Below are 26,056 nucleotides of genomic sequence, written 5' to 3' on the forward strand. Positions count from 1 at the left end.
ACGGCCATGTTGGAGATGGCGATGACGCTCGATCCTGATGCCTTGCGCGCCCTCGAAATCGGCCGTGCGGCCGGCGGCGAGCCGTTCGAGAACGGCAGCGTGACGGCGGCACGTGCCGCCTACAGCGCTTCCTTCCCGACGCAGCAGGGCGAGCACGAACCGGTCGCGGCAACCTCGCAGCGGCAGATCGACGGGCCGAATGGCCCGGTCACGATCCGTGTCCATCGCGGCATCGGCGCACCGCGAACCCGGGCACGTGCCGTACTCTATCTGCATGGCGGTGGCTGGGTCATCGGCAATCTCTGCTCGCACGACGAGATCTGCCGCTGGCTGGCCAATCTGGCTAACGCCGTCATCGTCTGCCCCGATTATCGGCTGGCGCCGGAGCACAAGTTTCCCACCGGGCTCGAGGATTGCACGGCAGTGCTCCGCTTCATGGCGGAAAACGCCGAAGAGCTCTGCATCGACTCGGCGCGCATCGCCGTCGCCGGTGACAGCGCCGGCGGCAACCTTGCAGCCGTTCTGGCGCTGCTCGCCCGGGACGGGCTGGCGCCGCCGCTTGCCGCCCAGATCCTGATCTATCCCAACACCGATGCACGCCAGACGGCGAACAGCTATCGGCGCTTCGGCGACGGCTTCGGGCTCACGGCCGCCACCATGGCCTGGTTTCGCGACCACTATGTGCGAACGCCGGACGACATCACGGACTGGCGCGTCTCGCCGCTGCTTGCATCAAGCTTGGCTGGTGCTGCACCAGCGTTTGTCATGGTCGCCGGCCACGACATCCTTGCAGACGAAGGGACGGCTTATGCCGAACGCCTGCGCGTCGAAGGGGTGCCGCTGGTCCTGCGGCACTGGCCAGGTCAGATCCACGGCTTCGTCTCGATGGGGCGCCACATTCTGGCGGCGCGGCAAGCGGTGAGCGAGGCGGCGGCCTGGCTGCAGTTGCAGACGCGCGCTCAGGCCGATTGACGCATCACCAGCGTCGCGCCGAGCTTGACGTTGCGCGCCATCTCCTGCCCGGAGGAATCCGCCTCGTCCAGCAAGGCCAGCAGCATCTCGACGCTGCGGCCGGCCATGGCGGCAAAATCCTGCGCCATGGTGGTCAGCGCCGGACAGGTGTAGCGGCTCAGCGGATGATCGTCATGGGCGGCGACACGGAAATCGCAATCGGCCCGGCGGCCGATCTTCAGCCCGCGCGAAAAGGCGGCAGACATGACACCGAAGGCGAGACGGTCGTTCGCGCACAAAAGCGTGCGGGCCGGCAGGCCGCCCTTCTCGAGTGTCCTGTCCATCCATTCATGGCCGATGCGCTCGAAATCCCAGCTGTAGTCGCCCGCCGCCTTGAGAACGACAGGTTCCAAGCCTGCGGCCTGCATCGTTTCAATATAGCTCCGCAGGCGTTCACCCGAATTATGGTTGACGTGCGGAATGTCGACATAGACCGGCGGCTCGCCCGACCGGCAGAGATAGTCGACGATGGTCGACGTGCTCTGATGGTTGTCATTGCCGACGAAAGGCGTGTCGCCCTCGATGTAGGTGTCGAAATAGACGATCGGAATGTCCTCGCTCATCCGCTCGAAGACGCCGGGTTCGGAGACCAACCCCAGCGGAGCGACGATGGCGCCGGCAACCTTCAGCGACATCAGCGTCTTGACCGATTCCGCTTCCAGTTTCGGTGAACCGTGCGAGGAGATGACGATCGGCCAGAAACCCTCGTCGCGGCAGCGCAGTTCGATGCGGCTGACCATTTCGGCATAGAATGGATCGGTGAGCGCCGGCACGACAATGCCGACATTGCGGGTGCGCTTGCGGTTGAGATTACGCGCGAAAACATTCGGCTGATAATCCGATGAACGCAGTGCAGCCTCGATGCGCGCCCGGGTCGCCGGCTTCACGCTCGCCGGATCGTCGAAATATTTCGACAGGGTCGGCCGTGATACGCCGGACGCCCTGGCGAAATCATCCATCGTGCGGTGGGTCTTCTCCGCCATCGATATTTCCAGCCCCTTTGCCCCGCGCCCGCCGAAAACTTTCCGGCCGGGAATCAGTCCTGCGACCGTTGCCGTCAGGCAGCATTGCTTGACCGAATTTGTTCAGTCAAATTTTCGCGTTTCCAGTACAATGCAAAAGCATTGCGCACGTCAAATTATTTATTGACGCTCTGAAAACGGCAACCTAGGCTTTGGACCTGTACGGACGTGGAGAAGGCGCTCGGCAACCGGCCGCGGGGCAGTCTGGTGAATGGTGAGAACATGAAGAAACTGGTTTGCGCCGGCGAGATCCTGGTCGAGATCATGGCCGAGCGGATCGGCCAGAGTTTCCTTGCCCCCGGCCCTTTGGTCGGCCCGTTTCCCTCCGGCGCGCCGGCGATCTTCATCGACCAGGCGGCGCGGCTTGGCCAGCCGGCGGGCCTGATCGCAGCCGTCGGCGATGACGATTTCGGCCATTTGAACATCGAGCGCCTGCGCGCCGACGGGGCCGACATCTCAGCCATCAAGGTCCACCGGGGCGCCGCCACAGGTACCGCTTTTGTGACCTATGAGACTGATGGCAGCCGGCACTTCGTCTACAACATCAAGCACAGTGCGGCCGGCCTGATCGAGATCGGGGCCGAGGCGTGCGCGCTGCTGGCCGGCGCCGACCATTTTCACGTCATGGGCACCTCACTGTTCTCGCCCGAGGTGATCGAGGTGGCGCGCAACGGGATCGAAGCGGTCAAGGCGCGCGGCGGCACCGTTTCCTTCGACCCCAACATCCGCAAGGAGATGCTCGATCTGCCGGGCCTGCGCGACGCGCTGCATTTCGTGCTGTCGAAGACCGATGTCTTCCTGCCGAGCGGTCCGGAACTGTTCATCTTCGCCAAGGCGACCGACGAGGAGAGCGCGGCGCGTGAAATGCTGGATCGCGGTATCTCCACCGTGGTCGTCAAGAAAGGCGCGCAAGGCGCCGTTCATTACGACAAGACCGGACGGACCGCGGCGCCGGGCTTCATCGTCGACGAAATCGACCCGACCGGTGCCGGCGACTGTTTTGCCGCGGCCTTCGTCTCCCTCTGGCTGCGTGGAGAAGCACCCGAGAAGGCGCTGCGCATCGCCAATGGCTGCGGCGCGCTGGCGGTGACGAAGAAGGGACCGATGGAGGGCATCGCCTCGCTTGCCGCCGTCGAAGCCTTCCTTGCGACCGCCAAGGCCGGAGCGCCTGTATGAGCCGGGCTACGGACAGGCTGGCGGCCATAGCGGCGCGCCGAGCGGCGGGCGAACGCTGCGGCATCACCTCGATCTGCTCCGCTCATCCGCTGGTGATCGAAGCGGCGCTGCGCCATGGCAAGGCGCGCGACGCTGATGTGCTGATCGAGGCCACCTGCAACCAGGTGAACCACGAGGGTGGTTATACCGGCATGACGCCAGGGGATTTCCGCCGCTTCGTCGAGACGATCGCCGGCAAGGTCGGCTTTTCCCTCGACAGGCTGGTGCTCGGCGGCGACCATCTCGGCCCCAATCCGTGGAAACACCTGCCGGCGCCAGAAGCCATGGCGAAAGCCGCGCGCATGGTCGACGCCTATGCCATGGCCGGTTTCACCAAGATCCACCTCGACGCCAGCATGGGCTGTGCCGGCGAAGGTGCCGCACCTCCCGATGCGACGATCGCAGCGCGCGCCGCCGAACTGGCGGAAGTTGCCGAGGCCGCGACCGAACGCACCGGCGGCACCAAGCCGATCTATGTCATCGGCACCGAAGTGCCGGTGCCGGGCGGCGCGCTGGAAGCAATGGACCATCTGGCGGTGACGACGCCGGAGGCCGCGCGTGAAACCGTGCGCATCCACCGCGATGCCTTCAGCCGGCGCGGCCTCGACCAGGCCTTTTCGCGGGCGCTCGGTGTCGTCGTGCAGCCGGGCGTCGAATTCGGCAATGCCGAGGTGATCACTTATGAACCGGAACGCGCCCGTGCATTGGCCGGCACGTTGCGGGACCTGCCGCAATTCGTCTTCGAGGCGCATTCGACCGACTACCAGCCGGTCTCGGCGCTGACCGCGCTGGTCGATGACGGCTTCGCCATCCTCAAGGTCGGGCCGTGGCTGACCTTCGCGCTGCGCGAAGCGCTCTACGGCTTGAGCCATATCGCCGAGGTTCTGGTTCCCGACCAGGCGCGCGAAGCCCTGCCGGCGGCCATGGAACGCGTCATGCTGGCGGCGCCGGACAATTGGAAGAATTACTACCACGGCTCCGAGGCCGAGCAGCGGATCGAACGCCATTTCTCCTACAGCGACCGCATTCGCTACTACTGGCCGGCACCGGCAGCCCGGCAGGCCGTGGATGCGCTTATGCAGGCGCTCGGCGACCGCGACATCCCCCTACCCCTCATCAGCCAATATCTCGCCCGTCTCGACGGCGCGGCGGCGATCCGATCCGTGGCGCCAAAAGCCGGAGAACTGCTGATCGCCAGCGTGACGGACGTTCTCGACATATACGCCAGCGCAACCGGCTGACCACAGCTCTATCTCTTTGTTTTTGCCGCAATTCCGGACGGAAAACCGCTCACGCCTTTCCTGGAATTGCTCTAAGGCAGCAGGATCAGCGCGCCCGTCGTGTGGCGCGATTCCAGATCGCGGTGCGCATCGGCGGCATTCGCGAGATCGTAGCGCGTCGGCGCCTCGACCCTGACCACACCCTGGCGAAGCGCCTGGAAGAAGCTGGTGACGTGCGGCGCGAGTTTTTCCGGCGTGTCGGTGAAATGGCCATAGTTGGGTCGCGAAATGGTCAGCGACTTCGACGCGAAGCGGCCGATATCCCAATTGCCGATCGGCCCGGAAGCCTGGCCGAAGCTGACGAGATGGCCGCGCACGGCAAGGGCGGCGAGCGAGCCGGCGAAGGTGTCGTTGCCGACCGCGTCATAAGCGACATCGGCGCCCCTGCCCGATGTCAGCCGCATGACGGCATCGGCGAAATTCTCGCGGGAATAGACGATGACATGGTGCGCGCCGAGACGTTCGACGGTGCGGGCCTTGTCATCGCTCGACACGGTCGCGATCACCGTCGCGCCGAGATGACGCGCCCATTGCACCAGCAGCTGGCCGATGCCGCCGGCCGCCGCATGGATGAGGACGATTTCACCGGCTTCACGGCATGAACGTCATGCAGCAGGAAGCTCGCGCTGACGCCCTTGAGCAGGCCGGCGGCGGCGATTTCATCCGTGATGTCGTCCGAAAGATGAACCAGCAGTTCAGGCGCCATGTTGCGCCGCTCGCTGTAGGCGCCGACCGGCGGACAAGCATAGGCGACGCGGTCGCCGGCCGAAAAGCCGGACACCGCCGAGCCGACTGCCTCGATCATGCCGGCCGCTTCCATGCCGGGCACGCCGGGCGGCTTCAAAAGGTCGAAAAACCCGGTGCGACAATAGACGTCGATGAAATTGACGCCGATCACGGTGTGACGGATCCGCACTTCGTTCGACGCCAGCGGCGGCAGTTCGATGTCCCTGAGCCGCAACTCCTCCGGTCCGCCATAGCGCTCGACAACGATCGCACGGGTCGTCGCGGTCTGGCCAGGCGCGATCCTTGGCGCCGCATGCGGCATGTCGATGGACGGGGTCGGCGCAACAATTGCCTGGGGCGGTCTCGTCTCGACTGGCGAGCCCACGCTCCGGCGCTTCAGAAGATTGCGCACCGCCGCGAAGCCGGCCTGATAGATGCCTTCCGTGACCAGCCTGACCAGTTCGTCGCGGCGATGCGCCGGCGGCTGGAATTCAGAGCGCCATTCCCAGAAGGTGGCATTGCCGTCGGTCACCGGCTTCAGCCGGATCGAGGCGACATAGCCCATCAGCGGCAGCGGCGCTTCGAGCAGGCAATAGCTCAGCCGGCGGTCCTTGTCGGATAGTGCCAGCAATTGTTCGCGCAGCTCACCACCGTCGTTCAGCCGGAAATGGCGCACGGCGCCAACCGCATCGACCGGTTCGCCGCCCTCGATCTCGCTGAAGGCGATCGCCGGATGCCAGCGGTCATGGGCGTTGAAATCGCGCAGGATCGCCCAGACCTCGTCAACTGGTGCCTCGATGATCGTACTCTGGCAAACCTTGACCATCGGCCGGCGTCAGCGCCCGAACCGGTGTTTCAGCGCGCTCAGGGCGGTCTGGAAGACGCCATTGCCGATCTGATGCATCAGGGCCGCCTCGCGATCGGGCGCGCAGTCGAACTCCGCCTGCCACTCGGCGAGCGTCAGATTACCGTCGGTGATCGGCGTCAGCGACAGGGTGGCGACATAGTTCTCCACCGCCATCGGGCTTTCGAGGATCGCGTAGCTGCACGACAGGTCGTAGTCGGACAGCGCCAGCAGCCTTTCGCGGATGCGGCCGCCGTCCTTGAGCGTGAAACTCCTGATGCAGCCGATCTGGTCGGCCTGCGCGTTCTGCTCGATGCGGCTCTCGGCGACGAACGGCGCCCAGCTTGGCAATGCGTTGAAGTTGCGCACGAGCTTCCAGACTTCCCCGGCCGGAGCCGGAATGACCGAAGAGACGTAGACTTTGGTCATTCTAGGCAACCATCGATATCTGCAGCCGCACGATCATCCCGTCAGTGATCGCGGTCGTCATCGTCGTCCTTGGCGGCCTTTCCCTTGCCCTTCTTGTCACGGGTCAGGCTGGAAATGTCCTTGGCGTCGCGCAGCACGTCGGTCATGCGGCCGAGCGAGCCGCCCTCGATGCCGATCTCCTTCATCAGATTGTCGATCATCGGCGCCTGAACCCGGTAGCGCAGCGCGGAGTCGATGACCTCGTCGGTGACGTTGCGGTTGCCGCCCGTACCGCCGTTGATGCCGTCGACATGCAGGATCTTGATGCCGTCGATCTTCTCCATCGGCTTGACGCTTTCGCGGATGATGCCTTCCATGTGGTCGAGCAGTTTTCCGCGCAGTCGGCCGGCGCGCGCAGCCTCGGAAAGGATGTTCTCGGCCTCGTTGAGCTGGCGATGGCCTGATGCGTCGACCTCGTAGCGCTGGGCCGCTGCAAGGGCGTGGATCTTCTCCGCTTCCGCCGAAGCGACCGCGGCGATCTTCTGCGCTTCCGCCAGGCTTTTCGCCGCCTTCATCTCGGCATCCGCGGCGGAAGTGATGCGCAGCGCCTCTCGCTCTGCCTCGCGCTGCGCGCCGATCAGGTCGGTCAGCTTGCGGCGCTCGGCGATCTCGCGTTCGCGGGCGGTGAAGGCCTGTTCCTCGGCCTGGACGGCCTTGGCGCGTACCGCTTCGGAAGCCGCGATCGCCGAGGACCGTTCCTGCGTCTTCTTGGCGATGTCGATCGCCTTCTGAATTTCGGCGATCTCGATCTTCTGGTCGCGCTCCACGCCCATCTGCCTGATGTCGCGATCCTTGACCAGCCGCGCTTCCTCGATGCTGCGCTCGGTGGTGATGCGGGCCCGCTCGACCTCTTCGCCGGCCGAAATCTCGGCCTCCTCGAAGGCCTGGCGCTTGGCGATCTGCAGTGCTTCGAGATGACGCTCCCTTGCGATCCTGACTTCGTCGATGGCACGGTCCTGCGCAATCCGCGCCGTCTCGGTCGCCTGGTTCTCGACGATCTCGGCGCGGCGCTTTTCCGCCTCGGCTTTGGTCACCTCCAGCGCCTTTTCGGCAAGCGCGATCTGGCGTTCCAGTTCAGCGACTTCGAGCAGCCTCTTGCGTTCGATCTCGAGCTTGCTCTGCGCGCCCTCGCGCTCGATGCGGGCTTTCTCCAGCGACAGTTCGAGCGCGATCTGCTCGCGCTCGGTCAATTCGCGCATCTTCATCTCGGTCTCGTCGAGCGAACGGCGGCGCGCGATCTCGCGGCGTTGCGTGTCTTCCTCGCTCTTGATGCGCTCCTCGGTGATGTTGCGCTCCTGGTTGAGCCGCGATTTTTCGACGGCCTCGCGCGACGAGAGCTGCGCCTGTTCGGATTCCTGGTCACGCAACGCACGCTCAATGGCCAATTCAGACCGCTGTGCGGCGCGACGGATCTCGACCTCGCGCTCCTGTTCGAGGCGCGCATATTCGGTGTCGCGGTCGATCTCCAGCACCTTGCGCTGTGTGTCGAGGTTCTGGTTGCGGATGTCGACGAGCGTGCGCTGTTCGATCTCGTTGCGCATGCGGCGGCGGGTCTCGATCGATTCCGTCAGCTGCGTCAGACCCTCGGCGTCGAAGGCGTTGGAGGGGTCGAAATATTCGAGGCTGGTCTGGTCGAGGTCGACGATGGCGACGCTCTCCAGCTCGAGCCCGTTGGCCGCGAGCGACTCCTCGGCGAGCCTGCGCACCTTGGCGGCATAGTCGCCGCGCAACTCATGCATCTCTTCCAGCGTCATCTGGGCGGCGACGGTGCGCAGCGCGCCGGCGAACTTGCCTTCCAGCAATTCGCGCAGGCTGTCGGGCTGCAGCGTGCGACGGCCGAGCGTCTGCGCGGCAGCGGCAACCAGTTCGCGGCTGGCACCAACGCGCACGAAGAACTCGGCGATCAGGTCGACGCGCATGCGGTTGCGGGTGATCAGCGCCAGCGCATCCTCGCGGCGCACCTCGATGCGCAGCACGTTCATGTTGACCGGAGTGATCTCGTGCAGGACCGGGATGACGAAGGCACCACCATTCACCACCACCTTCTCGCCCATGAAGCCGGTGCGCACGAACGCCGTCTCCTTGGTCGAGCGGCGATAGAGCCAGCGCAAGATGTAGACGGCGATCACCACGACGACCGCGGCAATGATCAGCCACAACAGGAAAGCGCCAAAAGTCTGCGCGTCCATGATCTATCCTCCCCAAGACAATGCGGTCGGCACGGGGCGACCGGCGATATTTTCAAACATCCACCCGCAGGGTGGCGAAGTCCAATTCTTCATGCCCGCCTCTGCAGCTTCGGCGTGACCGCGTGGAATGCGGCGATCGCCGCGTCGACGAAAGGCGTGTCGTTGATGTTGGCCCGCACCCGCTCGACATGGCGCAAGGGCGTGCGGCGCACCGTCTTCTCGATCGCCTCGAACAAAGCGTTGTCGGCTTCCGGGTCATGAAAGGGCTGACCAGGCGCGTCGAGCATCGAGACGCCGCCCTCCGGCAGCAGGAAGCGCACCGGACCGTTCATGGCGTTGAGCCGCGTGCCGATCCATTCACCGAAGGCGCGGTTCTCGTCGCGCGTGGTACGCATCAGCGTGACGTTGGGGTTGTGGATGACGAATTTGCGGCTGCGGAATTTCTCCGGCACGCTGTCGCGCGGGCCGAAATTGACCATGTCGAGCGCGCCGGCCGAGCCGACATAAGGCAGCCCGGTGCGGATCGCAGCGCCGAAGCGATCCTCCGTCGCCGGGAACACGCCGCCGACGATCATGTCGGCCACTTCCGTGGTGGTAAGGTCGAGGAAGGCCGACAGCAGCCGGGTATCGCCGAGGTTTTCCATCGCCCGGCCGCCAATGCCGGTGGCATGGAAGACAAGGCAGTCATAGTCGGCTTCGAGGCGTTTCGTGACAGCTTGCACCAAAGGTGTGGTGACGCCGAACATGGTGATGCCGACGGCCGGCCGCGCCAGCTTGCGTCTTGCCTCCCACGCCTCGGCATTGGGCAGTTGCGCGACCATGCCGGCCATGGCGTGCGCGGCGTTGGACAACACCTGTTCGGTGATCGAGTTCAGCCCCTGAACATCGGCGACCGAATGGAACATCATGATGTCGGCGCCGCCGACATATTTGGCGACATCGCCGGCCGCCACAGTCGAGACCATCAGCTTGGGGATGCCGACCGGCAGCACGCGCATGCCTGCCGTCGCCAGCGTGGTGCCGCCGGAACCGCCCGCCGAGATGACGCCGCCGATGCGCGGCTCACGCTCGATCCAGCGTGCGAAAGCTTCCGCCATGGCACTGACCGAGCCGCCGCGATCATTGGTGAAGACGGCGGAGGATCCACGCGCGTGCATGCCGGCCACCTGCATGGCGGGCACATCGGCGCTGGTCGGCTTTCCCGATGTCGACAGGTCGACGGTGCGCACGGGCAGACCAAGCGACTTCAGCCGGTCGGCAACGAAGCGCAATTCCTTGCCCTTGGTGTCGAAGGTGCCGACGACCAGCACGGTCCTGCCGATGCGTTCGGCGAAGGGGATGGCGAAGACCTTCTTCAGGTCGTCCTGCGGTGCCGTCTTGTCGACCGCGGCCTGTCGCAATTCGGTGACCGGCACGTTCCAGCGATTGGGCAGTTCGGTGACCGGTCGATAGACGCCGCTCTGCGGCATCGGTTCGGTCGAGGCTGCGCCAGCCCTGTCGACGCGATAGACTTCCGCCAGCTGTTCCCGGGCCTGCGCGGCTTCCGCCGGCGTGACCGGTGCCTCCTCGGCATGGCGGCCGACGCCGAGCAGCCGCTGCTGCAACTCACGGTCGGCGGCGAGCGCCTTGGCATCCATCAGCCGGTTGATGCGGCCATTGACCATGATGGCGACCTGGTTCGATACCGTGGTCGCCACGCCGATATTCTGCTCGATGACCAGCACCGCCATCTCGCCTTCGGCGGCGAGGTCAACCAGCATGCGCTCGACCTGGTCGACGATGACCGGCGCCAGGCCTTCGGTGGGCTCGTCCATGACCAGCAGTTTGGGATCGCTGAGCAGCGCACGCGAAATCGCCAGCATCTGCTGTTCGCCGCCCGACAGCTGCGAGCCGCCATTGGCACGGCGCTCGGCGAGCCGCGGAAAGGTCTGGTAGACGCGCTCGACCGTCCAGCTGGCATCGCGCCTGTTGCCGGCGGCCAGACGCAGATGCTCGTCGACGGTCAGGCTCGGCCAGACACGGCGCCCCTGCGGGACATAGCCGACGCCGAGGCGGTGGATTTCGTGCGGCTCAAGAGACGTGATCTCCCGGCCATCGACGCGGATCGAACCGGACTTCGCCCGTTTCAGCCCAACGATGGTGTTGCAGAGCGTCGACTTGCCCATGCCGTTGCGACCGACCACCGACAGCACGCCGCTTTCCAGCGTCAGCGACACGCCCTGCAGCGCATGGCTTTCACCGTAGAAGACCTGCAGGTCGTCGATGCGCAGCATTGCCTTGGCGATCTTTCCGGGACGCTCAGCCATGCTTGCCCCCGAGATAGATCTCCTGGACTTCCGGGTCGGCTTCGATCTCCTGCGGCGTGCCTTCCTTGAACAGGCGGCCATTGTGCATCATCGACACATATTCCGAGACGCGCAGCGCGACATCGAGATCATGCTCGATGATGATGTAGCCGATATGCTTCGGCAGCGCGTTGAGGATGGCGACGAGATCGCGACGTTCGGTCGGCGACAGGCCGGCCGCCGGCTCGTCGAACAGGATGAAGCGCGGCGCGCCCGCCAGCGCCAGCGCGATCTCCAACTGCCGCTGCTGGCCATGGCTCAGCGTCGCCACCAGCGTGTCGCGAAAGGCTTCGAGGTGCACGGCGTTGAGGATCGATTCCGCCTGCACCATGTTGACGTCGGCCGTTGCCGGACGCAGCAGCGAAAACCGCCGACGCGAGACGCCGCGACAGGCGAGAAAGATGGAATCGAGGACCGACAGGCCCTTGAACAGCTGCGAAATCTGATAGGTGCGGCGCAGGCCGCGCCGGATGCGCTCATGCGGCGGCAGGTCGGTGATGTCCTCGCCGAAGAAGCGGATGCGCCCCGCCGTCGGCAGGAAATCGCCAGTGACGGCGTTGAACAGGGTCGTCTTGCCGGCGCCGTTGGAGCCGAGGACCGCGCGCCGTTCGCCGGCCGCGATCCTCATATTGATGCCCGAGAGTGCCACCAGCGCCCCGAAATGCCGCGCCACGCCGTCAAGCTCCAGCGCATAGGCGCCGGTGCTCTGGAGACGGTTTGCTGCGAAGCTTTCGGTCACTGGCGGCTGCACTCAAGCGTGGGGTTACGGGCAGCTCGGATTGTCGCGGTTGACCGCGCCGAGCTTCATGAACTCGTCTTCGGGAATGCCGAGCGTCTGGTTGACCTGCGGCACGACCTTGACCAGCTTGTTGAGGAGATTGCCGTCGGCGCCTTCGGTGACCTCGGTCAGGAAAATGTCGGCGATGGCGTTGCGGTTCTTGTCGAGCGACACCTTGCCCGTCGGCGTGTCGAAGGACAGCTTCGACAGCGCGTCGCGCAACTTCTTGCCGCCATCGGAGACATCGCCGCCGACCTGGTCGAGACCAAGCAGCGTCGCCTTCATGTCGACATAGTAGCCATGGGCGAAGAGCGAGGGTGACGGAAACGCGCCCGGCTGCTTCTTGTAGGCCTCGACGAAGGCCTTCCAGGCCGGCGCGTCGTTGGTGTCGGCGGTCGGGCCAGCGGATGGCGTGCCCTTCAGCACGTCCTTCAGCTTGCCTTTCGACGTCAGCACGGTCTGGTCGACAGTGATCGAGCCGCCGATCAGCGGCGCGGTGCCGCCGCCCTGCTGGTACTGGGTCAGGAAGTTGACCGCATCGGCGCCGCCGAGCGCGACATAGATTGCGTCGACATCCTCAGGAATGGCGGCGATGACCGAGGAGAAGTCCTTGTTGCCGATCGGCACCCAGGACTTCGACGGCACATGGCCGCCGGCCTTGCAGAACTCGGCCATGAAGCCGAACACCTGCGTGTAGGGGAAGGAATAATCCTCGGCGACGGTGGCGACCTTCTTGTAGCCCTTGTCCTTGAAGGCATAGGTGCCGAGGCCGGCCATCCACTGCGCGCCATCGGTCGAGAAACGGAAGAAGTTCTCAGCCGGATCGCGCAACGTGGTGTCCTGCGCGGCCGATGTGCCGTTGATGAAGGTCACGTTCGGTTGCGTCTTGGCGTAATCCTTGACGGCGATGCCTTCGTCGCCCGAAAGCGGACCGACCAGCACCTTGACGCCGTCCTGCTCGACCAGCTTGCGCGCCGCGCGCACGGCGCTGTCGGGCGAAGCATCGGACGAACCCTTGACGATCTCGATCTTCTTGCCGGCGACGGTGCCGTTCATCTCGGCAACGGCGGTCATGGCGCCGCGCTCGCCGTCCTCGCCGAGCACCGTGAACGGGCCTTCGAAGGTGGCGAGCAGGCCGATCTTGATGGTGTCGTCGGCAGCCAGTGCCATCGAAGGCGCGGTCAGCCCGGTGAATACCGCCAGCGCCAGCAATGTCCGTCTATGCATTCTCATCATTTTCCTCCCTTTGATTTGGTTTTGCAGTGGTTCATCCATCCCGGCTCCTATGGACCTGGACGCAAGGACTCCTGGGCAAGATGTGGCTTGATCCTCCCCCACAACCCAAGAATTCCATCCGGTGAGACGAAGACGATCACCAGGAACACCAGGCCGATCAGCGTGTTGAAGCGCTCGGCGCCGACAATGTCGATGGCGAAGGTCTGCATCAGGACGACGACGACCGCGCCGAGGAACGGCCCGATCGGGTGGCGCAGGCCGCCGATGACGGCAATGATCAGCACGTCGATCGCGGCATCGACGCCGATGGTACCGGGCGAGACGCGGCCGTTGAACCAGACCAGCAGCACGCCCGCCAGTCCGGCGATGACACCGGCGAGCAGCCAGGCGAAGACCTTGTGCGCGGTGACATGGTACCCCAGCGCGCGCATGCGGCGCGGATTGTCACGGATCGCCTGCAAGGTCATGCCGAAGGTCGAGCGCGAGCCGTAGAGCACGGCGGCGTAGGACAGCACGGCCAGGCCAAGGCAGAGATAGTAGAAAGGCCTGGGATCGCGCCAGTTGACGCCCCAGAAGACCGGCGCGCGGATGCCGGCATAGCCGGAATGGCCGTTGAAGATGGCGTAGTTCTGCTGCGCGAAATAGAAGGTCGCGGTGGCGATCGCCAGCGTGATCATGATCGTGTAGATGCCCTCGGTGCGCACCGAGATCCAGCCGATCAGCGCCGATGCCAAGGCCGCCGCGAGAACCGCGAACGGAACTGCGAGCCACCACGGCCAGCCGAGACCGAGAATGCTGGAGTTGTTGTTGCCAAGGATGGCGATGGCATAGGCCGCTATGCCGGCGACGGTGATCTGCGCCAGGCTGACCATGCCGCCATAGCCGGCGAGCAGCATCAGCGACAGGCCCAGCATGCCGAAGATCAGCGAATAGCCGCCGATCTGCGTCAGGAAGAAATCGGACGCCACCAACGGATAAAGCACCAGCGCGAGGGCAAGGATGATGTGGCCGGCGCCGAGCTTCTCCAGCCAGTTCTGCTGCGGCGTGGCGCCGGTGGTGGCGACGGCCAGGCTCATCGTGCCTTCCCCATGATGCCTTGCGGCCGCACCGCCAGCGTCACCACCATGATGACGAAGGTCAGCACGATGCCATAGGTCGGGAAGTAGACGAGGCCGATCTGCTCGGCCAGGCCGATCAGCAGCGCGCCGATGGCGGCGCCCGTGATCGAGCCCATGCCGCCGACGATGACGACAACCAGCGAGGCGAGGAGATAGCGGACATCCTCGCCGGGCGCGACGGACAGCGCGGAGCCGCCAACGACGCCGGCAAAGCCGGCAAGGCCGGCACCGACGGCGAAGACGATGGCGAACACCGCATGCACATTGACGCCCGAGGCCTGCAGCATGGCGCGGTCGTCGACGCCGGCGCGGATCATCATGCCGACGCGGGTCTTGTGCAGCATCAGCCAAAGACCGACGCCGATGACGATCGCCGCCGCCAGCACCACGACGCGGTAGAGCGGATAGGTGAGGAAGACCGAGGCGCCGTTGGAGCGCACCGCAGTGATAACGGGCAAGGTCAATGCGCCATCGAGCCATTCGGGCGTGGTGATCTGGTACGTGCCGCCGGCCCACACCGCCAGCATCAGGTCGGCGGCCACGATCGAGATGCCGATCGAGACCAGGGTCTGGCGAAGATCGTCGCCCTCCAGCCGACGGAAAACGAAGACCTGCATGACGACACCGACGATGGCCAGCACCGCGAAGCCGGCGGCGACGCCGAGTAGCCAGTAGCCGGTGCGGTTGGTGACTTCGTAGCCGATATAGGCGCCAAGCAGATAGAGCGAGCCATGCGCCAGATTGACGTTGCGCATCAGGCCGAAGATCAGAGTGAAGCCGCTGGCAACGAGGAAATAGAGGCCGGCCAGGGTGATGCCGTTGAGGATGGCGCTGACGAAGGCCTTCTTCGAGATAAGGATCGCGTTCAGCCAATCCGGCCAGACCGCGAAGACCAGCCATGCGACGACAGCGGCGGCGAGCAGGCCAACGAGGCCCCATGCCTGCCGACCTGTCATGCCGCCGCTCTCGGAGAGCGTCTGAGATGGCTGGTCGAGCAGGCTCATGCCGTCAGCCGCCGGCGCTGCTCGTTCATGCGCGGCGCCTTGTGGAACTTGCCGTCCTTCATGATGGCGAGAATGCGGTTCTTGTCCTGCAGGATGCGCACGTCGGAGATCGGATCGCCGTCGATCAAGAGAAGGTCGGCAAGGTAGCCTTCCCTGATCATGCCGAGCTCGTCGCCCATGTTCATGATCTGACCGCCATATTTGGTGCCGGCCTGGATCGCCTCCATCGGCGAGAAACACAGCATCTCAACGAAGGTCTGGATGTCCTTGGCGTTGGTGCCTTGCGGCGTCCAGGCAAAGCCATAGTCGCCGCCGATGCAGACGCGGATGCCGCGCCGGTGCATCTTCTTCATCGTCTCGATGCACATTTCGAGTTCGCGCTCGTATTCCAGCGACAACGGCGAGCCCGGCTTGATGCCCCACTGCTCGGCGTGACGTGCCGTGTTGATCAGCCAGGCGATGCCCGGCGCGACGAAGTGCTTGTCCTTGGCCGCTTCGAGCATGTCGAGCGCTTCCTCGTCGGCGAAGGAGGCATGATAGATGTTCTGGATGCCGTGGCGGATGCACTGTTTGACCGAGCCCGACGAACGCGCATGCGCCGACAGCACCTTGTTGCGGCAGCGCGCCTCGGAGGCGGCCATGGCGACCTCCTCTTCCGACATCGGCGTCTCCTCAGCGCCCATGCCGGTGATGCTCTCGCCGGACAGGTTGAGTTTTATCGAATCGACGCCGTATTTGATCAGCTGGCGCACTGTGCGACGGATTTCCTCCGGTCCCGAGACGACGAGGCCAAGGTTCAGCCCCTCATGTGGGATGTGCGACGGTGCGGAATCGCCGAGGCCGCCGACCGTGGTGATTTCCGGACCCGCCGCGAGGTAGCGCGGTCCCGGAAAGCGGCCCTGGTTGATGAATTTCTTGGCGACGACATCGAGACGCGGCTTCGCGGCGGCAGCCCCCCGGCCGGCGGTGAAGCCTGCATCAAGCACCAGCTTGGCCATCTCCATCGTGACCAGCATGTGCTCCTCGATTTCCATCATCTGGATGGGGTCGATGCCGGGCGCGTTGTTCCAGGACAGATGCAGATGCGCGTCGATCATGCCCGGCATCAGTGTCGCGCCCATACCGTCGATGACGGTTGCACCCCCTGCCGCGCCACCGCTGTAGGAGGACGACGAGGATGAGCTGAAGCGCGATGAGCCCTTGGTGATCTGCTTGATGCGGTTGCCCTGCACCAGCACCTCACCGGTGTATGGATATTCACCTGATGCGTCGAGCACGCGCACATTGGTGAACAGCGTGCTGCCCGATCCGTTGCCGTTCCAGCTGTCGTCTGCCATCACAAGCCTCCCAACTTGCCGAGCGCATGAGTTTACGCCCGATCAGAAATCCTCACCTATCAACCCGTCTCAAAAAATCGGCGAGCTTCTGGCTGCTTTCGCGCGGGTTTTCCACCGTGGCCCAGTGCCCGCACCGATCCAGCGACGAGAATACGGCGCCCTTGATCTTGTCGGCAAGCGCCTGGGCGACCCCTGGCGGATTGACCGTGTCGGCGTCGCCGGTGACCAGCAATGTCGGCGCCGAGATCCTGCGCGCATCGACGGCGGTCGCCTTGGCCAGAGCCTCGCAGGTACGGGCGTAGGATTCGGGATCCTGACGCGTGATCGATTCCCGCACGAAGGCCACGGCCGCCGGCGAGGTTTCCCTTGTGTGGGCGGAAATCGCGTTGGCGACGATCTGGTCGGCGATATCGGCAATGCCGCCCGAGCGCGCCAGACGCGCCCGGTTGGCGAGCCCTTGCCGCGTTGCTTCCGCCGGTTCCGCCAGGGCGCCGAACAGCGCCAGCGATGTAACCAGCGATGGCTGCGCCGCGGCGATCTGCTGGCAAACAATAGTGCCCATCGAATGGCCGACGAAGTGCGCGGCAGCAACCCCCATACCGGCCATGGCGCGGATCACGGCCTCGCTCATCCCTTCGACGGTCAGCGGCTCGATCGGGCGCGGCGAGCGGCCGGAGCCCGGCAGGTCGAGCCGGATGACGCGATAGGCGGAAAGCGCCGCCATCTGCGGCTGAAACATGTTCGAGGTGCCGCCAAGGCCATGGATCATCACCACGGCAGCGCCCTCGCCGACAACTTCCGCAACCACCTGACCAACCGTGACCGTGGTCATTGCGCGTGCTCCGCGAAGCGGTTTTCCAGCGTGCCGATGCCATCGATCTCGATGCGCACGACGTCACCGGCCTTGAGGTATTTCGGCGGGTCGAAACCGATGCCGACGCCGACCGGCGTGCCGGTGGCGATGATGTCACCGGGCTTCAGCGTGATGCCTTGCGACAGTGTGGCGATGATGGTCGGGATGTCGAAGATGAGCAGCGATATGCGGGAATTCTGGCGCAGATCCTCGTTGACGAAACACCGGATGCCGGCGGTTGCCAGGTCGAGTTCGTCCCTGGTCACCGCCCATGGTCCCATGGGGCAGAACGTGTCCTGCGACTTACCGATCAGCCACTGGCTGTATCTGCCCTGCAGATCGCGGGCCGTGACGTCGTTGACGATCGTGTAACCCCAGACATGGTCGAGCGCATTCTCCTTCGATATGCCGCGCCCGCTCTTGCCGATGATGACGGCCAGTTCCGCCTCATAGTCGATGGCGGTCGAGACCGATGGATCGATCAACACGCTGGCATGGTTGGCGACGACCGATTCAGGAACCTTGGAAAAGATGATCGGATGCTTCGGGATCGCGCCGGCGCCGGCGCTGGAATCGAAGCCGCTGCGGGCGAATTCATGCGCGTGCTCGTGATAGTTCTTGCCGACGCAGAAGATGTTGCGGCGCGGTTGCGGGATGGGCGCTTCGATTTCCACCTGCGCCAGCGGGATGGGCGACAGGGTACGCGGCATGCCGGCGCCGTTGCGCTCGATCAAAGCCAGAATGCCTGATTTGGCCTGGTCGACGGAAAAATCAAAAGGCGCGATTGTCTGGGCGTCGAGATCGACAAGCCCCACGCGACGTTCGCCGGCGATCGAAAAAGTCGCGACCCGCATCCAGATCCTCCCTGAACCAATATTGAGCCAATTATTCGCTCTTTTGTTACACGCTATCGCCGATTGGTTTAGCCCGCAAGAGGAATCTGGGTTGGTCGTACCAAAAAGGATTTGATTGCCAACCCCACGCTTCACAGGATATCGACCGCTGCCATGCGATGGACGGCGGTACCTGAAGCTGCTATCAATGGTTCAGTATCGGATCAGATAAAAGTGACCGGACATGCCCAAGCTTGTCGCCAGCGATATCGCCACCGCGCTGAAGAAGCGGATTTCTTCCGGCGAATGGATCGAGAATGGCCGCATGCCGCCGGAACGCGACCTGGCGAGCGAATTCGGCGTGGCGCGCAACACCGTGCGCCGTGCCGTCTCCTTCCTCGAGGACGATGGCACCGTGGTGCGGCATGTCGGGCGCGGCACATTCCTGACCGCCACCAATCCAAGTTCGATGGCAGCGGTTGTGGGCCGGATGGAAGGCACCAGCCCGGCCGACATGATGGAGATCAGGCAGCTGCTTGAGCCGGCGGCGGCGGCCTTCGCCGCCACCAACGCCAGCGCCATGGAACTCAACGCGGTGCGCGAGGCGCACAAGATCGCTTCGGAGTCGCAGGACATGCCGACCTTCGAGCATTGGGATGCGGAATTTCACCACCGCATCTTCGCCTGCTCGCGCAACGACTTCCTCAAGGAGATCCACAATCTAATGCGCATCCTGCGCAATCAGGCGCCATGGTTCGAAATGAAAAAGCGTTCCTTTTCCGAAGAACGCCGCGGCATCTATTGCAGCGAGCACCAGATCGTTCTCGATGCGCTGCTGCGCCGCGACCCGGAGAGCGCCAGCCAGGCCATGCTGGCGCATCTGAGAACCGTCGAGCGCAACCTGCTGGGCCGGTAAATCCGCGCACCGCTATCCTCAATAGGGCAGGCCGACATAATTCTCGGCGAGCGCGGTCGACGCGGCACGCGAGTGCACGAGGTAGTCGAGTTCCGCCTCCTGGATGCGCTGGCCGAAGTCGCCGGTATCGGGAAAGCGGTGCAGTATGTTCGTCATCCACCAGGAAAAGCGCACCGCCTTCCAGACCCGCGCCAACGCCTTGGCGGAATAGACATCGAGACCCGCTTCGGACTTTCCTTGATAGAAGTCCCGAAACCCGTCGAAGAGATAGCGCACGTCGCTGGCGGCGAGGTTGAGGCCCTTGGCACCGGTCGGCGGCACGATGTGAGCAGCATCGCCGACCAGGAACAGCCGGCCGAAGCGCATTGGCTCGGCAACGAAAGAGCGCAGCGGCGCGATCGACTTTTCGAAGGAAGGCCCGGTGGTGACGCTGGCTGCCGTCTGTTCCGGCAAGCGGCGGCGCAGCTCGTCCCAGAAGCGATCGTCCGACCAGGCTTCGACACGGTCACCCTCGGGGCACTGCACATAGTAGCGGCTGCGATGCGTCGAGCGCATCGAGCACAGTGCAAAGCCCCGCTCGTGATTGGCGTAGACCAGTTCGCGATCTGCCGGCGGCACTTCGGCCAGCACGCCGAGCCAGCCGAACGGATACTGCCGCTCGAACGTTTTCAGCGCGCGCTCCGGCACCGATCCGCGGCTGACGCCATGATAGCCATCGCAGCCGGCAATGAAGTCGCAATCCATGCGATGCGTGATGCCGTCCTTGTCGTAGGTGACGAATGGTGCGGCACCGCCGAAATCATACAGCGCCACATCCGACGCCTCGTAGACGGTGACAAGGCCGGCCGCGTCGCGCCTGTCCATCAAATCATGCGTCACCTCGGTCTGGCCGTAGACCGTGACATGCCTGCCGCCGGTGAGTTCGGCGAGATCGATGCGGTGCAGGCGCCCGTCGAAGGCGAGCGAGATGCCGGAATGCGACAAGCCTTCGGCATGCAGCCTTGCGGCAGCACCGGCTTCCCCCAGCAGATCGACCGTGCCCTGTTCGAGCACCCCTGCCCGCACGCGGCCAAGCACATGGTCGCGGCTCGAGCGTTCCAGGATGACGGTCTCGACACCGATGCCGGCCAGAAGTTGTCCAAGCAGCAGGCCGGAGGGTCCCGAGCCGACGATGACGACCTGCGTGCGCATCAGCGGCCTAGACTTTCGATCCGTGCGGCGAGTTCGGCGGCAAGGCGCAGCGATGCCGCGGTTGCGACCACCATCTGCGGCAGCAGCAGCCATTCCAGCGTCCAGGCCGCCCCCGAACGTTCCTGCTCATGCACCAGCGCCTGATGCATGCCGGAAAGCTGCGTGGCGTTGAAGCGGGCCAGCGCCACCAGCGCTTCGGCCTTCACCGGGTTCTGCTTGTGCGGCATGGCCGACGAGCCGCCACCGCCGGAAAGCGCGATGTCAGCGCCGCCCTGCGCCATCAGGGCGATGTCCTGGCCGAACTTGCCGAGGCTGCCGGTCAGCAGCGACAGCCAGCCGGCGAAATCGGCGAGCGCGTCGCGCTGGCTGTGCCATTGCGGTGCATCGCCAAGGCCGAGTTTTGCGGCAAGCGCCGCGCGCACCGCCGGCCCCTTGCCGCCAAGCTTTTCCAGCGTGCCGGCGGCACCGCCGAACTGCACGGCCAGCAAACGTCTCGACTGTTCAGACAATCTTTCCCGGTGCCGCTGCAGCGGCCCGCGCCAGGCGTTCACGCGATCAGCTACTTGAATAGGGATCGCGGGCTGCATGCGGGTGATGCCGGTCAGCGCCCTGCCCCCAAAGCGCTCCTCGAGCGACGTGAGGCGCAAAACGGTCTCGGTCAGGAGCAGGCTGAGATGGTCGACGACGGATTTCAGTCGAAGCACCAAGCCAGTGTCGATGACATCCTGGCTTGTGGCACCGAAATGCACCTTGTCGCCATGCGGCTCGCCAACCGTCTCTCTCAGCTGGCGCACCAATTCCGGCACGATGACGCCGTCCCTGGCGGCAGCGGCGCGCAGCAAGGTCGTGTCCGGCCGGAACGAGGCCAGCACCGACAGGATGGCTGCCGCCGCGTCGTTGGTTATGACCCTGTTTTCGGCTTCCGCTTCCGCCAGCGCGCTCTCGAACGCCAGCATCGCCTCTATTTCCGCCTCGACAGAGAAATGCCTCGCCGCCTCCTCGTCGCCGAGAAAGGCGGAAAGCAATGGATGGTCGAAGGGCGATATGGTCATATCGCGGATCTCCTAGCTGTCGAAGAAGACCGTTTCCTTCTCCCCCTGGAGATGGACATCGAAGACGTAGGTGTCGCCCTGGCGCTCGGCGATCAGCGTCGGCACGCGGACGCGGTGCTCGATACGCGCCAGGATCGGATCGCCGGCATTGGCTTCTTCCTCATCGGAGAAATACAGCCTTGTGTGCAGACCGAGATTGATGCCGCGCGCGACGATCCACAGCGTGATGTGCGGTGCCATCAGGCGGCCATCGCGGAACGGCACGCGGCCGGGCTTGATCGTCTCGAATGCGCAGACGCCGGTGTCCATGTCGGTCGGGCAACGGCCCCAGCCGAAGAAGTTCGGATCGGCGGCACCGCGCAATTCGGCCGGCGAATTGTAGAGCCCGTCCCCGTCCGCCTGCCAGATCTCGATCAGAGCGTCCTTGAGCGGCGTCCCGGTGCCGTCAAGCACCCGGATGCGCAGGCCGATGCGCTCGCCTTTGGTCTTGTCGTTGACCATGGTAGCGCCAAGATCGGTCGCATAGACGCCGGCAATGCCGCAGAAATTCGGCGTCAGCCCGATATGAACGTAAGGGCCCGCTGTCTGCGAAGGGCTCTCCTTCAGCCTGTCGAGCGACTGGGCCATCAATTGCCCTCCGGCCGGTTTTCGAACAGAGACGAGCGGCGCCCGCGCAGCACGATATCGAACTTGTAGGCGAGCGCATCCATCGGGATCGTCGCCTGCGTATCGAGCGTAGCCGTCAGCGCCTCGATGGCCGCCTTGTCGGCGATGCCACGCACGATTGGGCATTTCCAGATCAGCGGATCGCCCTCGAAATACATCTGCGTGATCAGCCGCTGGGCAAAGCCATGGCCAAAAACCGAGAAATGGATATGCGCCGGGCGCCAGTCATTGGGGCCGTTCGGCCAGGGATAGGGCCCGGGCTTGACGGTGCGGAAGGCATAGAAGCCATCCTCGCCTGTGATGGTGCGGCCGCAGCCGCCAAAATTCGGATCGAGCGGCGCCAGGTAGCCATCCCTCTTGTGGCGGTAGCGGCCGCCGGCATTGGCCTGCCAGAATTCGAGCAGCACGCCGGGCACACCAATGCCGCGTTCGTCAAGCACGCGCCCGTGGACGATGATGCGCCCGCCGATGGCGCTCTCGCCCGGCCTGGCGAAATTATGGATCAGGTCGGCGTCGAACTCGCCCAGCATGGCGTGGCCGAAGACAGGTCCCGCTATTTCCGACAGCGTGTTGTCGAAGGACAAAAGCGCCTTCTGCGGCGACCGCAGCACCGAACTCTTGTAGCCCGGCGTCAGCGCCGGCGGGTGCCATGTCCGGTCGCGCTGGAAGAAGGCGCCGGTCTCGGGCCTCCGGTTCGAGCCGGACTCAGCGGGCATTGTTGGCTCCGTCCATCTCCGAAAACACGTCCTTGGCGATCTTGAAGGCACGGTTGGCGGCCGGCACTCCGGCATAGATGGCGACATGCAGGAACGCCTCGCAGATATCGTCGCGCGTGGCGCCGGTGTTGGCGGTGGCGCGCACATGCATGGCCACTTCCTCATCATGGCCGAGCGCGGCCAGCAGCGCCAGCGTGACGATCGAACGCTCGCGCCTGGTGAAGCCCGGCCGCGCCCACACCGTCCCCCAGGCGGCCTCGGTGATCAGTTCCTGAAACGGCCGGTCGAAATCGGTGGCTGCGACCTCGGCCCGATCGACGTGGCGGTCGCCGAGCACCGACCGTCGCACGGCAAGGCCTGTCCGATATCTTGCCGTGTTGCCGGGGACTTCATCCATGGGTTTCTCCAGGGGCAAGCGATGCGACAAAACCGCGGATCAGCGCGACCAGCGCCTCCGGCTGCTCGATGCACGGAATGTGTCCGGCATTGCGGATGATTTCGAAACGTGCGCCGGGGATCAGATCCGCCAGAGAGCGGACAAGATCGGGGGGCGTCGAGCCGTCCTGGTCGCCGACAACGCAGAGCGTCGGTACTGCGATGCGGCGCGCGCTCTCGGTGAAATCGGCGTCGCGGACAGCCTTGCATGTCCCGATATAGCCTGGCAGCGCCTGCCTGGTCAGCATGTTGCGGCAACCGGCAAGGTCGGCGGGGCGCCCGGCATGGAAATCCGGCGTGAACCATACTTTCATCACGCCGTCGGCGATCGCCTCGACGCCATAGCGCTCCACGACCGCGATGCGGCTGTTCCAGCTTTCGGCGGTACCGATCTTGTGGGCGGTATCGCTGAGGATCAGGCCCTCGATGCTTTCAGGACGGCGGATATGCAGTCCCTGCGCCACCATGCCGCCGACCGACAGGCCAAACAGCACGACCTTGTTGAAACCGAAGTGGTCGATGAGGGCGTTCAGATCGTCGACATGGTCGTTCATCGAGTGGACGCCGGTGCCGATGTCGGAGAGGCCGTGGCCGCGCTTGTCATAGGCGAGCAGCGGCATCTCGCCGGCCAGAAGCGCAACGACCTCATCCCAGATCCGCAGATCTGTGCCCAGCGAATTGATGAACACAACCGGGGGCGTCTTGCCGTCAGCCTCGACATATCGGTGGTGCAGCGTGATGCCGCCAACAGTGACGAATGGCACGATTTCGATCCTCCATCTCCACATTGCACGCCGCATTTGGTTCGGTAAAATGATATTTTGCGCCGTTTCATTAACTCAGGGGTTATCAAATTCATGCCCGGCAGCCGCATCAGGTTCCGTCACCTGCAAGCATTCCTGGAAGTCGCCCGGCAGGGCAGCGTGGCCCGCGCCGCCGACCTCCTGCATGTCAGCGCGCCGGCGGTGACCAAGACCCTGCGTGAACTGGAAGAGGCGCTCGGCATCGCCGTGGTCGAGCGCGACGGGCGCGGCATCCGGGTCACCAGGCTTGGCGAAATCTTCCTGGACCATGCCGGCTCGGCAATATCGGCGTTGAAGCGCGGCATCGATTCCGTTCGCCAGGACGGCACCATCAATCGCCACCCGATCCGTATCGGCGCGCTGCCGACTGTGTCAGCGAAGGTCATGCCGCAAGCCATGAGCCTGTTCCTCAAGGAGAACACCGGAGCTGCGATCAAGATCGTCACCGGCGAGAACGCCGTGCTGCTCGAGCAGTTGCGCACGGGCGCGCTCGATCTCGTCGTCGGTCGGTTGGCGGCGCCCGAAAACATGACCGGTTTCTTCTTCGAGCACCTCTACTCGGAACAGGTGCTGTTCGTCGTGCGGGCCGGGCATCCGCTGCTGGAACCGGGAGCGGATATCTTCGCCAGGCTCGACGAATTCCCGGTGCTGATGCCGACCCGGGAATCCGTCATCCGTCCCTTTGTCGATCGCCTCTTCATCACCAATGGCATGACCGCGCCGGCAACCGAGATCGAGACGGTCTCGGATTCCTTCGGGCGTTCCTTCATGCGGCAGAGCAATGCGGTGTGGATCATCTCGGCCGGCGTGGTCGCCAACGAGCTCGCGAGCCGTGCCTTCGTCGCCTTGCCGGTCGATACCGCGGAAACCAAGGGGCCGGTCGGCCTGACGATGCGCACCGACACCGCGCCCTCGCCCGCCTTCACGATGCTGCTGCAGACCATTCGCGAAGCCGCAAGGCCGGGCGCCTGACCTTCGGCGCGTTCACGCATCGACCGAGCGGCATCCGCGCGGCCATGTCGTGCCGGGCTCGCAAGGCCGGCGGCAAGGTCAGACAGCCAGTGACGGCGTGAAGCGAACGCTGGCGGATCTCGTCTGCCCAGGTGCCAGCATCATGCAGCCGGTGCTGTTGTCCTCGTCGTTCACGCGGTTGAAGGCATCGGTGATGTTGCTGACCGGCTCGGCGCAAAAGAACGGCTCACCCGGCGGCGTGTAGAGGACGAGGAAATCGAGCGGTGCCTCGGCCTCCATGTCCAGTTGCCGCCCATGCTCCGGCCAGGAGATCCGGGCACGGCGCGTCCATCCGGTGAAAACCGTGTCGAACTCCACCTCCGATACATCAAAGCCGATCGACGGATCGGCCCCCGCCGGCGGCGGGACGTGACGGACAGGCAGGATCTCCGCGTCGGTTTCCCACATGCCGGACACTGACGCCTGGACATGCGCCCAACGTGTCGACGGGAAATAGGGATGGAGGCCGAAGCCAGCCGGCATCGGCGCGTCCGACAGGTTGCGCACGGCAATGGTAATGGAAAGCGCACCGTCAGCCAGCGTGATCTCCTGCTCGGCTTCATAGCTCCATGGCCAGGAATCGGCGGCGTGGCGATAGCGCAGGACGATCGTGCTGGCTTCGTGCCTCACGACCGTCCAAGGGTGGCGCCAGCCATGGCCGTGCTCATGGTGCGGGTCCTCCGGCCGACTGGGCAGTTGGACGGTGCGGCCCGCGACTTCGAAACGGCCGCCCCTTATGCGATTGGAATAGGGGACAAGCGGGAAGCAGGCCATGGCGCCTGCATCGCGACGGCTGATCGCCAGCGGATCCGCCGGGCGTAGCCAATCCACGACAAAGCCATCTTGCCACCACCGATACGACGCCACGGCGCCGCCGGCAGCAGGAGCAATGTCGACAGTCGCGATGCCGTCACTGATCGAGACCAGTTCGGTGTGCTGCGCGGCAACAGCAGCGGAATTCTTTGTCATCGGCACTCCCCCATCCCTTGACTCCGATCGCCATGGCT

General features: G+C 64.7%; 25 protein-coding genes and 1 pseudogene. 5 read left to right on the forward strand and 21 right to left on the reverse strand.

All coding sequences use genetic code 11. From position 1 onward, the window contains the following. The first annotated feature begins 21 nt into the window (after positions 1–21). A complete protein-coding gene (locus FJ977_RS05560; RefSeq protein ID WP_140769273.1) occupies positions 22–972 on the forward strand; it encodes an alpha/beta hydrolase in 951 nt (316 codons plus the stop codon). On the opposite strand, the gene FJ977_RS05565 is transcribed toward FJ977_RS05560, so the two are convergent. Then, positions 960–1,994, reverse strand: a complete 1,035-nt coding sequence (locus FJ977_RS05565) for a LacI family DNA-binding transcriptional regulator (protein WP_140769275.1) — start codon at positions 1,992–1,994, stop codon at positions 960–962. The genes FJ977_RS05560 and FJ977_RS05565 overlap by 13 nt on opposite strands. 261 nt (positions 1,995–2,255) lie before the next feature. On the opposite strand from FJ977_RS05565, the gene FJ977_RS05570 reads away from it, so the two are divergent. Both FJ977_RS05570 and FJ977_RS05575 read left to right on the forward strand, forming a co-directional pair. Continuing rightward, positions 2,256–3,209: a sugar kinase gene (locus FJ977_RS05570; protein ID WP_140769277.1), complete on the forward strand. Its 954-nt coding sequence runs from the start codon at positions 2,256–2,258 to the stop codon at positions 3,207–3,209. After that, complete coding sequence (locus FJ977_RS05575; protein ID WP_140769279.1) at positions 3,206–4,489, forward strand: D-tagatose-bisphosphate aldolase, class II, non-catalytic subunit; 1,284 nt, start codon at positions 3,206–3,208, stop codon at positions 4,487–4,489. The genes FJ977_RS05570 and FJ977_RS05575 overlap by 4 nt, the downstream gene beginning before the upstream one ends. Positions 4,490–4,560: 71 nt before the next feature. Here the strand turns inward: FJ977_RS05575 and FJ977_RS36115 are convergent, their stop codons facing one another. From FJ977_RS36115 to FJ977_RS05635, 13 genes and pseudogenes are all read right to left on the reverse strand, one after another. Beyond that, the gene (locus FJ977_RS36115; RefSeq protein WP_210243829.1) at positions 4,561–5,064 is read right to left on the reverse strand and encodes a zinc-binding dehydrogenase; all 504 of its coding nucleotides are present in this window, start codon (positions 5,062–5,064) and stop codon (positions 4,561–4,563) included. Next, the gene (locus tag FJ977_RS36210; RefSeq protein WP_246682835.1) at positions 5,031–5,576 is read right to left on the reverse strand and encodes an alcohol dehydrogenase catalytic domain-containing protein; all 546 of its coding nucleotides are present in this window, start codon (positions 5,574–5,576) and stop codon (positions 5,031–5,033) included. The genes FJ977_RS36115 and FJ977_RS36210 overlap by 34 nt, the downstream gene beginning before the upstream one ends. 63 nt (positions 5,577–5,639) lie before the next feature. Next, positions 5,640–6,080 (reverse strand): annotated as a pseudogene (locus tag FJ977_RS36215) (SRPBCC family protein); the annotation flags it as partial. A gap of 9 nt (positions 6,081–6,089) precedes the next feature. After that, on the reverse strand, positions 6,090–6,527 hold the full coding sequence (locus FJ977_RS05590; protein WP_140769280.1) for an SRPBCC family protein: 438 nt from the start codon (positions 6,525–6,527) through the stop codon (positions 6,090–6,092). A gap of 41 nt (positions 6,528–6,568) precedes the next feature. Continuing rightward, positions 6,569–8,755 (reverse strand): flotillin domain-containing protein, encoded by a 2,187-nt coding sequence (locus FJ977_RS05595; RefSeq protein ID WP_140769282.1) that lies wholly within the window; start codon positions 8,753–8,755, stop codon positions 6,569–6,571. Positions 8,756–8,844: 89 nt separating this feature from the next. After that, positions 8,845–11,061: an ABC transporter permease gene (locus FJ977_RS05600; RefSeq protein ID WP_140769284.1), complete on the reverse strand. Its 2,217-nt coding sequence runs from the start codon at positions 11,059–11,061 to the stop codon at positions 8,845–8,847. Then, positions 11,054–11,839 (reverse strand): ABC transporter ATP-binding protein, encoded by a 786-nt coding sequence (locus tag FJ977_RS05605; RefSeq protein WP_140769286.1) that lies wholly within the window; start codon positions 11,837–11,839, stop codon positions 11,054–11,056. Before FJ977_RS05605 ends, FJ977_RS05600 begins: the two co-directional genes overlap by 8 nt. Positions 11,840–11,863: 24 nt before the next feature. Beyond that, complete coding sequence (locus FJ977_RS05610) at positions 11,864–13,111, reverse strand: ABC transporter substrate-binding protein (RefSeq protein ID WP_140769287.1); 1,248 nt, start codon at positions 13,109–13,111, stop codon at positions 11,864–11,866. A 50-nt stretch (positions 13,112–13,161) separates the two neighbouring features. Then, entirely contained in the window at positions 13,162–14,190 is a 1,029-nt protein-coding gene (locus FJ977_RS05615; RefSeq protein ID WP_140769289.1) for a branched-chain amino acid ABC transporter permease, read from the reverse strand. Further along, a complete protein-coding gene (locus tag FJ977_RS05620; RefSeq protein WP_056565707.1) occupies positions 14,187–15,188 on the reverse strand; it encodes a branched-chain amino acid ABC transporter permease in 1,002 nt (333 codons plus the stop codon). The genes FJ977_RS05615 and FJ977_RS05620 overlap by 4 nt, the downstream gene beginning before the upstream one ends. A gap of 44 nt (positions 15,189–15,232) precedes the next feature. Beyond that, positions 15,233–16,573 carry an amidohydrolase family protein gene (locus tag FJ977_RS05625; RefSeq protein ID WP_140769293.1) on the reverse strand — a complete coding sequence of 447 codons (1,341 nt, stop codon included), beginning with the start codon at positions 16,571–16,573 and terminating at the stop codon, positions 15,233–15,235. A gap of 52 nt (positions 16,574–16,625) precedes the next feature. Continuing rightward, positions 16,626–17,405, reverse strand: coding sequence for an alpha/beta fold hydrolase (locus tag FJ977_RS05630; RefSeq protein ID WP_140769295.1), 780 nt, complete (start codon positions 17,403–17,405; stop codon positions 16,626–16,628). Continuing rightward, a complete protein-coding gene (locus tag FJ977_RS05635; RefSeq protein WP_140769296.1) occupies positions 17,402–18,280 on the reverse strand; it encodes a fumarylacetoacetate hydrolase family protein in 879 nt (292 codons plus the stop codon). The genes FJ977_RS05630 and FJ977_RS05635 overlap by 4 nt, the downstream gene beginning before the upstream one ends. Before the next feature lie 223 nt (positions 18,281–18,503). Between FJ977_RS05635 and FJ977_RS05640 the strand changes: the two genes are divergently transcribed. Then, positions 18,504–19,175 carry an FCD domain-containing protein gene (locus tag FJ977_RS05640; protein WP_140769298.1) on the forward strand — a complete coding sequence of 224 codons (672 nt, stop codon included), beginning with the start codon at positions 18,504–18,506 and terminating at the stop codon, positions 19,173–19,175. A gap of 18 nt (positions 19,176–19,193) precedes the next feature. Here the strand turns inward: FJ977_RS05640 and pobA are convergent, their stop codons facing one another. From pobA to pcaD, 6 genes are read right to left on the reverse strand one after another with little or no spacing between them, the layout of a single operon-like run. After that, a complete protein-coding gene (pobA, locus tag FJ977_RS05645; protein WP_140769300.1) occupies positions 19,194–20,366 on the reverse strand; it encodes a 4-hydroxybenzoate 3-monooxygenase in 1,173 nt (390 codons plus the stop codon). After that, positions 20,366–21,418, reverse strand: a complete 1,053-nt coding sequence (locus FJ977_RS05650) for a 3-carboxy-cis,cis-muconate cycloisomerase (protein ID WP_140769302.1) — start codon at positions 21,416–21,418, stop codon at positions 20,366–20,368. The genes pobA and FJ977_RS05650 overlap by 1 nt, the downstream gene beginning before the upstream one ends. 12 nt (positions 21,419–21,430) lie before the next feature. Then, a complete protein-coding gene (pcaG, locus tag FJ977_RS05655) occupies positions 21,431–22,045 on the reverse strand; it encodes a protocatechuate 3,4-dioxygenase subunit alpha (RefSeq protein ID WP_140769303.1) in 615 nt (204 codons plus the stop codon). Then, positions 22,045–22,800, reverse strand: a complete 756-nt coding sequence (gene pcaH, locus FJ977_RS05660; RefSeq protein WP_140769305.1) for a protocatechuate 3,4-dioxygenase subunit beta — start codon at positions 22,798–22,800, stop codon at positions 22,045–22,047. The genes pcaG and pcaH overlap by 1 nt, the downstream gene beginning before the upstream one ends. Then, positions 22,790–23,197, reverse strand: a complete 408-nt coding sequence (gene pcaC, locus FJ977_RS05665; RefSeq protein ID WP_140769307.1) for a 4-carboxymuconolactone decarboxylase — start codon at positions 23,195–23,197, stop codon at positions 22,790–22,792. Before pcaC ends, pcaH begins: the two co-directional genes overlap by 11 nt. Further along, entirely contained in the window at positions 23,190–23,999 is an 810-nt protein-coding gene (pcaD, locus tag FJ977_RS05670) for a 3-oxoadipate enol-lactonase (RefSeq protein WP_140769309.1), read from the reverse strand. Before pcaD ends, pcaC begins: the two co-directional genes overlap by 8 nt. Positions 24,000–24,092: 93 nt before the next feature. Here pcaD and pcaQ point away from each other — a divergent pair, with 93 nt between their 5' ends. Then, positions 24,093–25,010 (forward strand): pca operon transcription factor PcaQ, encoded by a 918-nt coding sequence (gene pcaQ / locus FJ977_RS05675; protein WP_140769311.1) that lies wholly within the window; start codon positions 24,093–24,095, stop codon positions 25,008–25,010. Between the two features lie 78 nt (positions 25,011–25,088). Here pcaQ and FJ977_RS05680 read toward each other — a convergent pair whose 3' ends face one another. Beyond that, complete coding sequence (locus FJ977_RS05680) at positions 25,089–26,018, reverse strand: aldose 1-epimerase (protein ID WP_140769313.1); 930 nt, start codon at positions 26,016–26,018, stop codon at positions 25,089–25,091. Between the last annotated feature and the right edge of the window lie 38 nt (positions 26,019–26,056).

Origin of the sequence: Mesorhizobium sp. B2-1-3A (assembly GCF_006442655.1) — a bacterium.
In the GTDB taxonomy this organism is placed as follows: domain Bacteria; phylum Pseudomonadota; class Alphaproteobacteria; order Rhizobiales; family Rhizobiaceae; genus Mesorhizobium.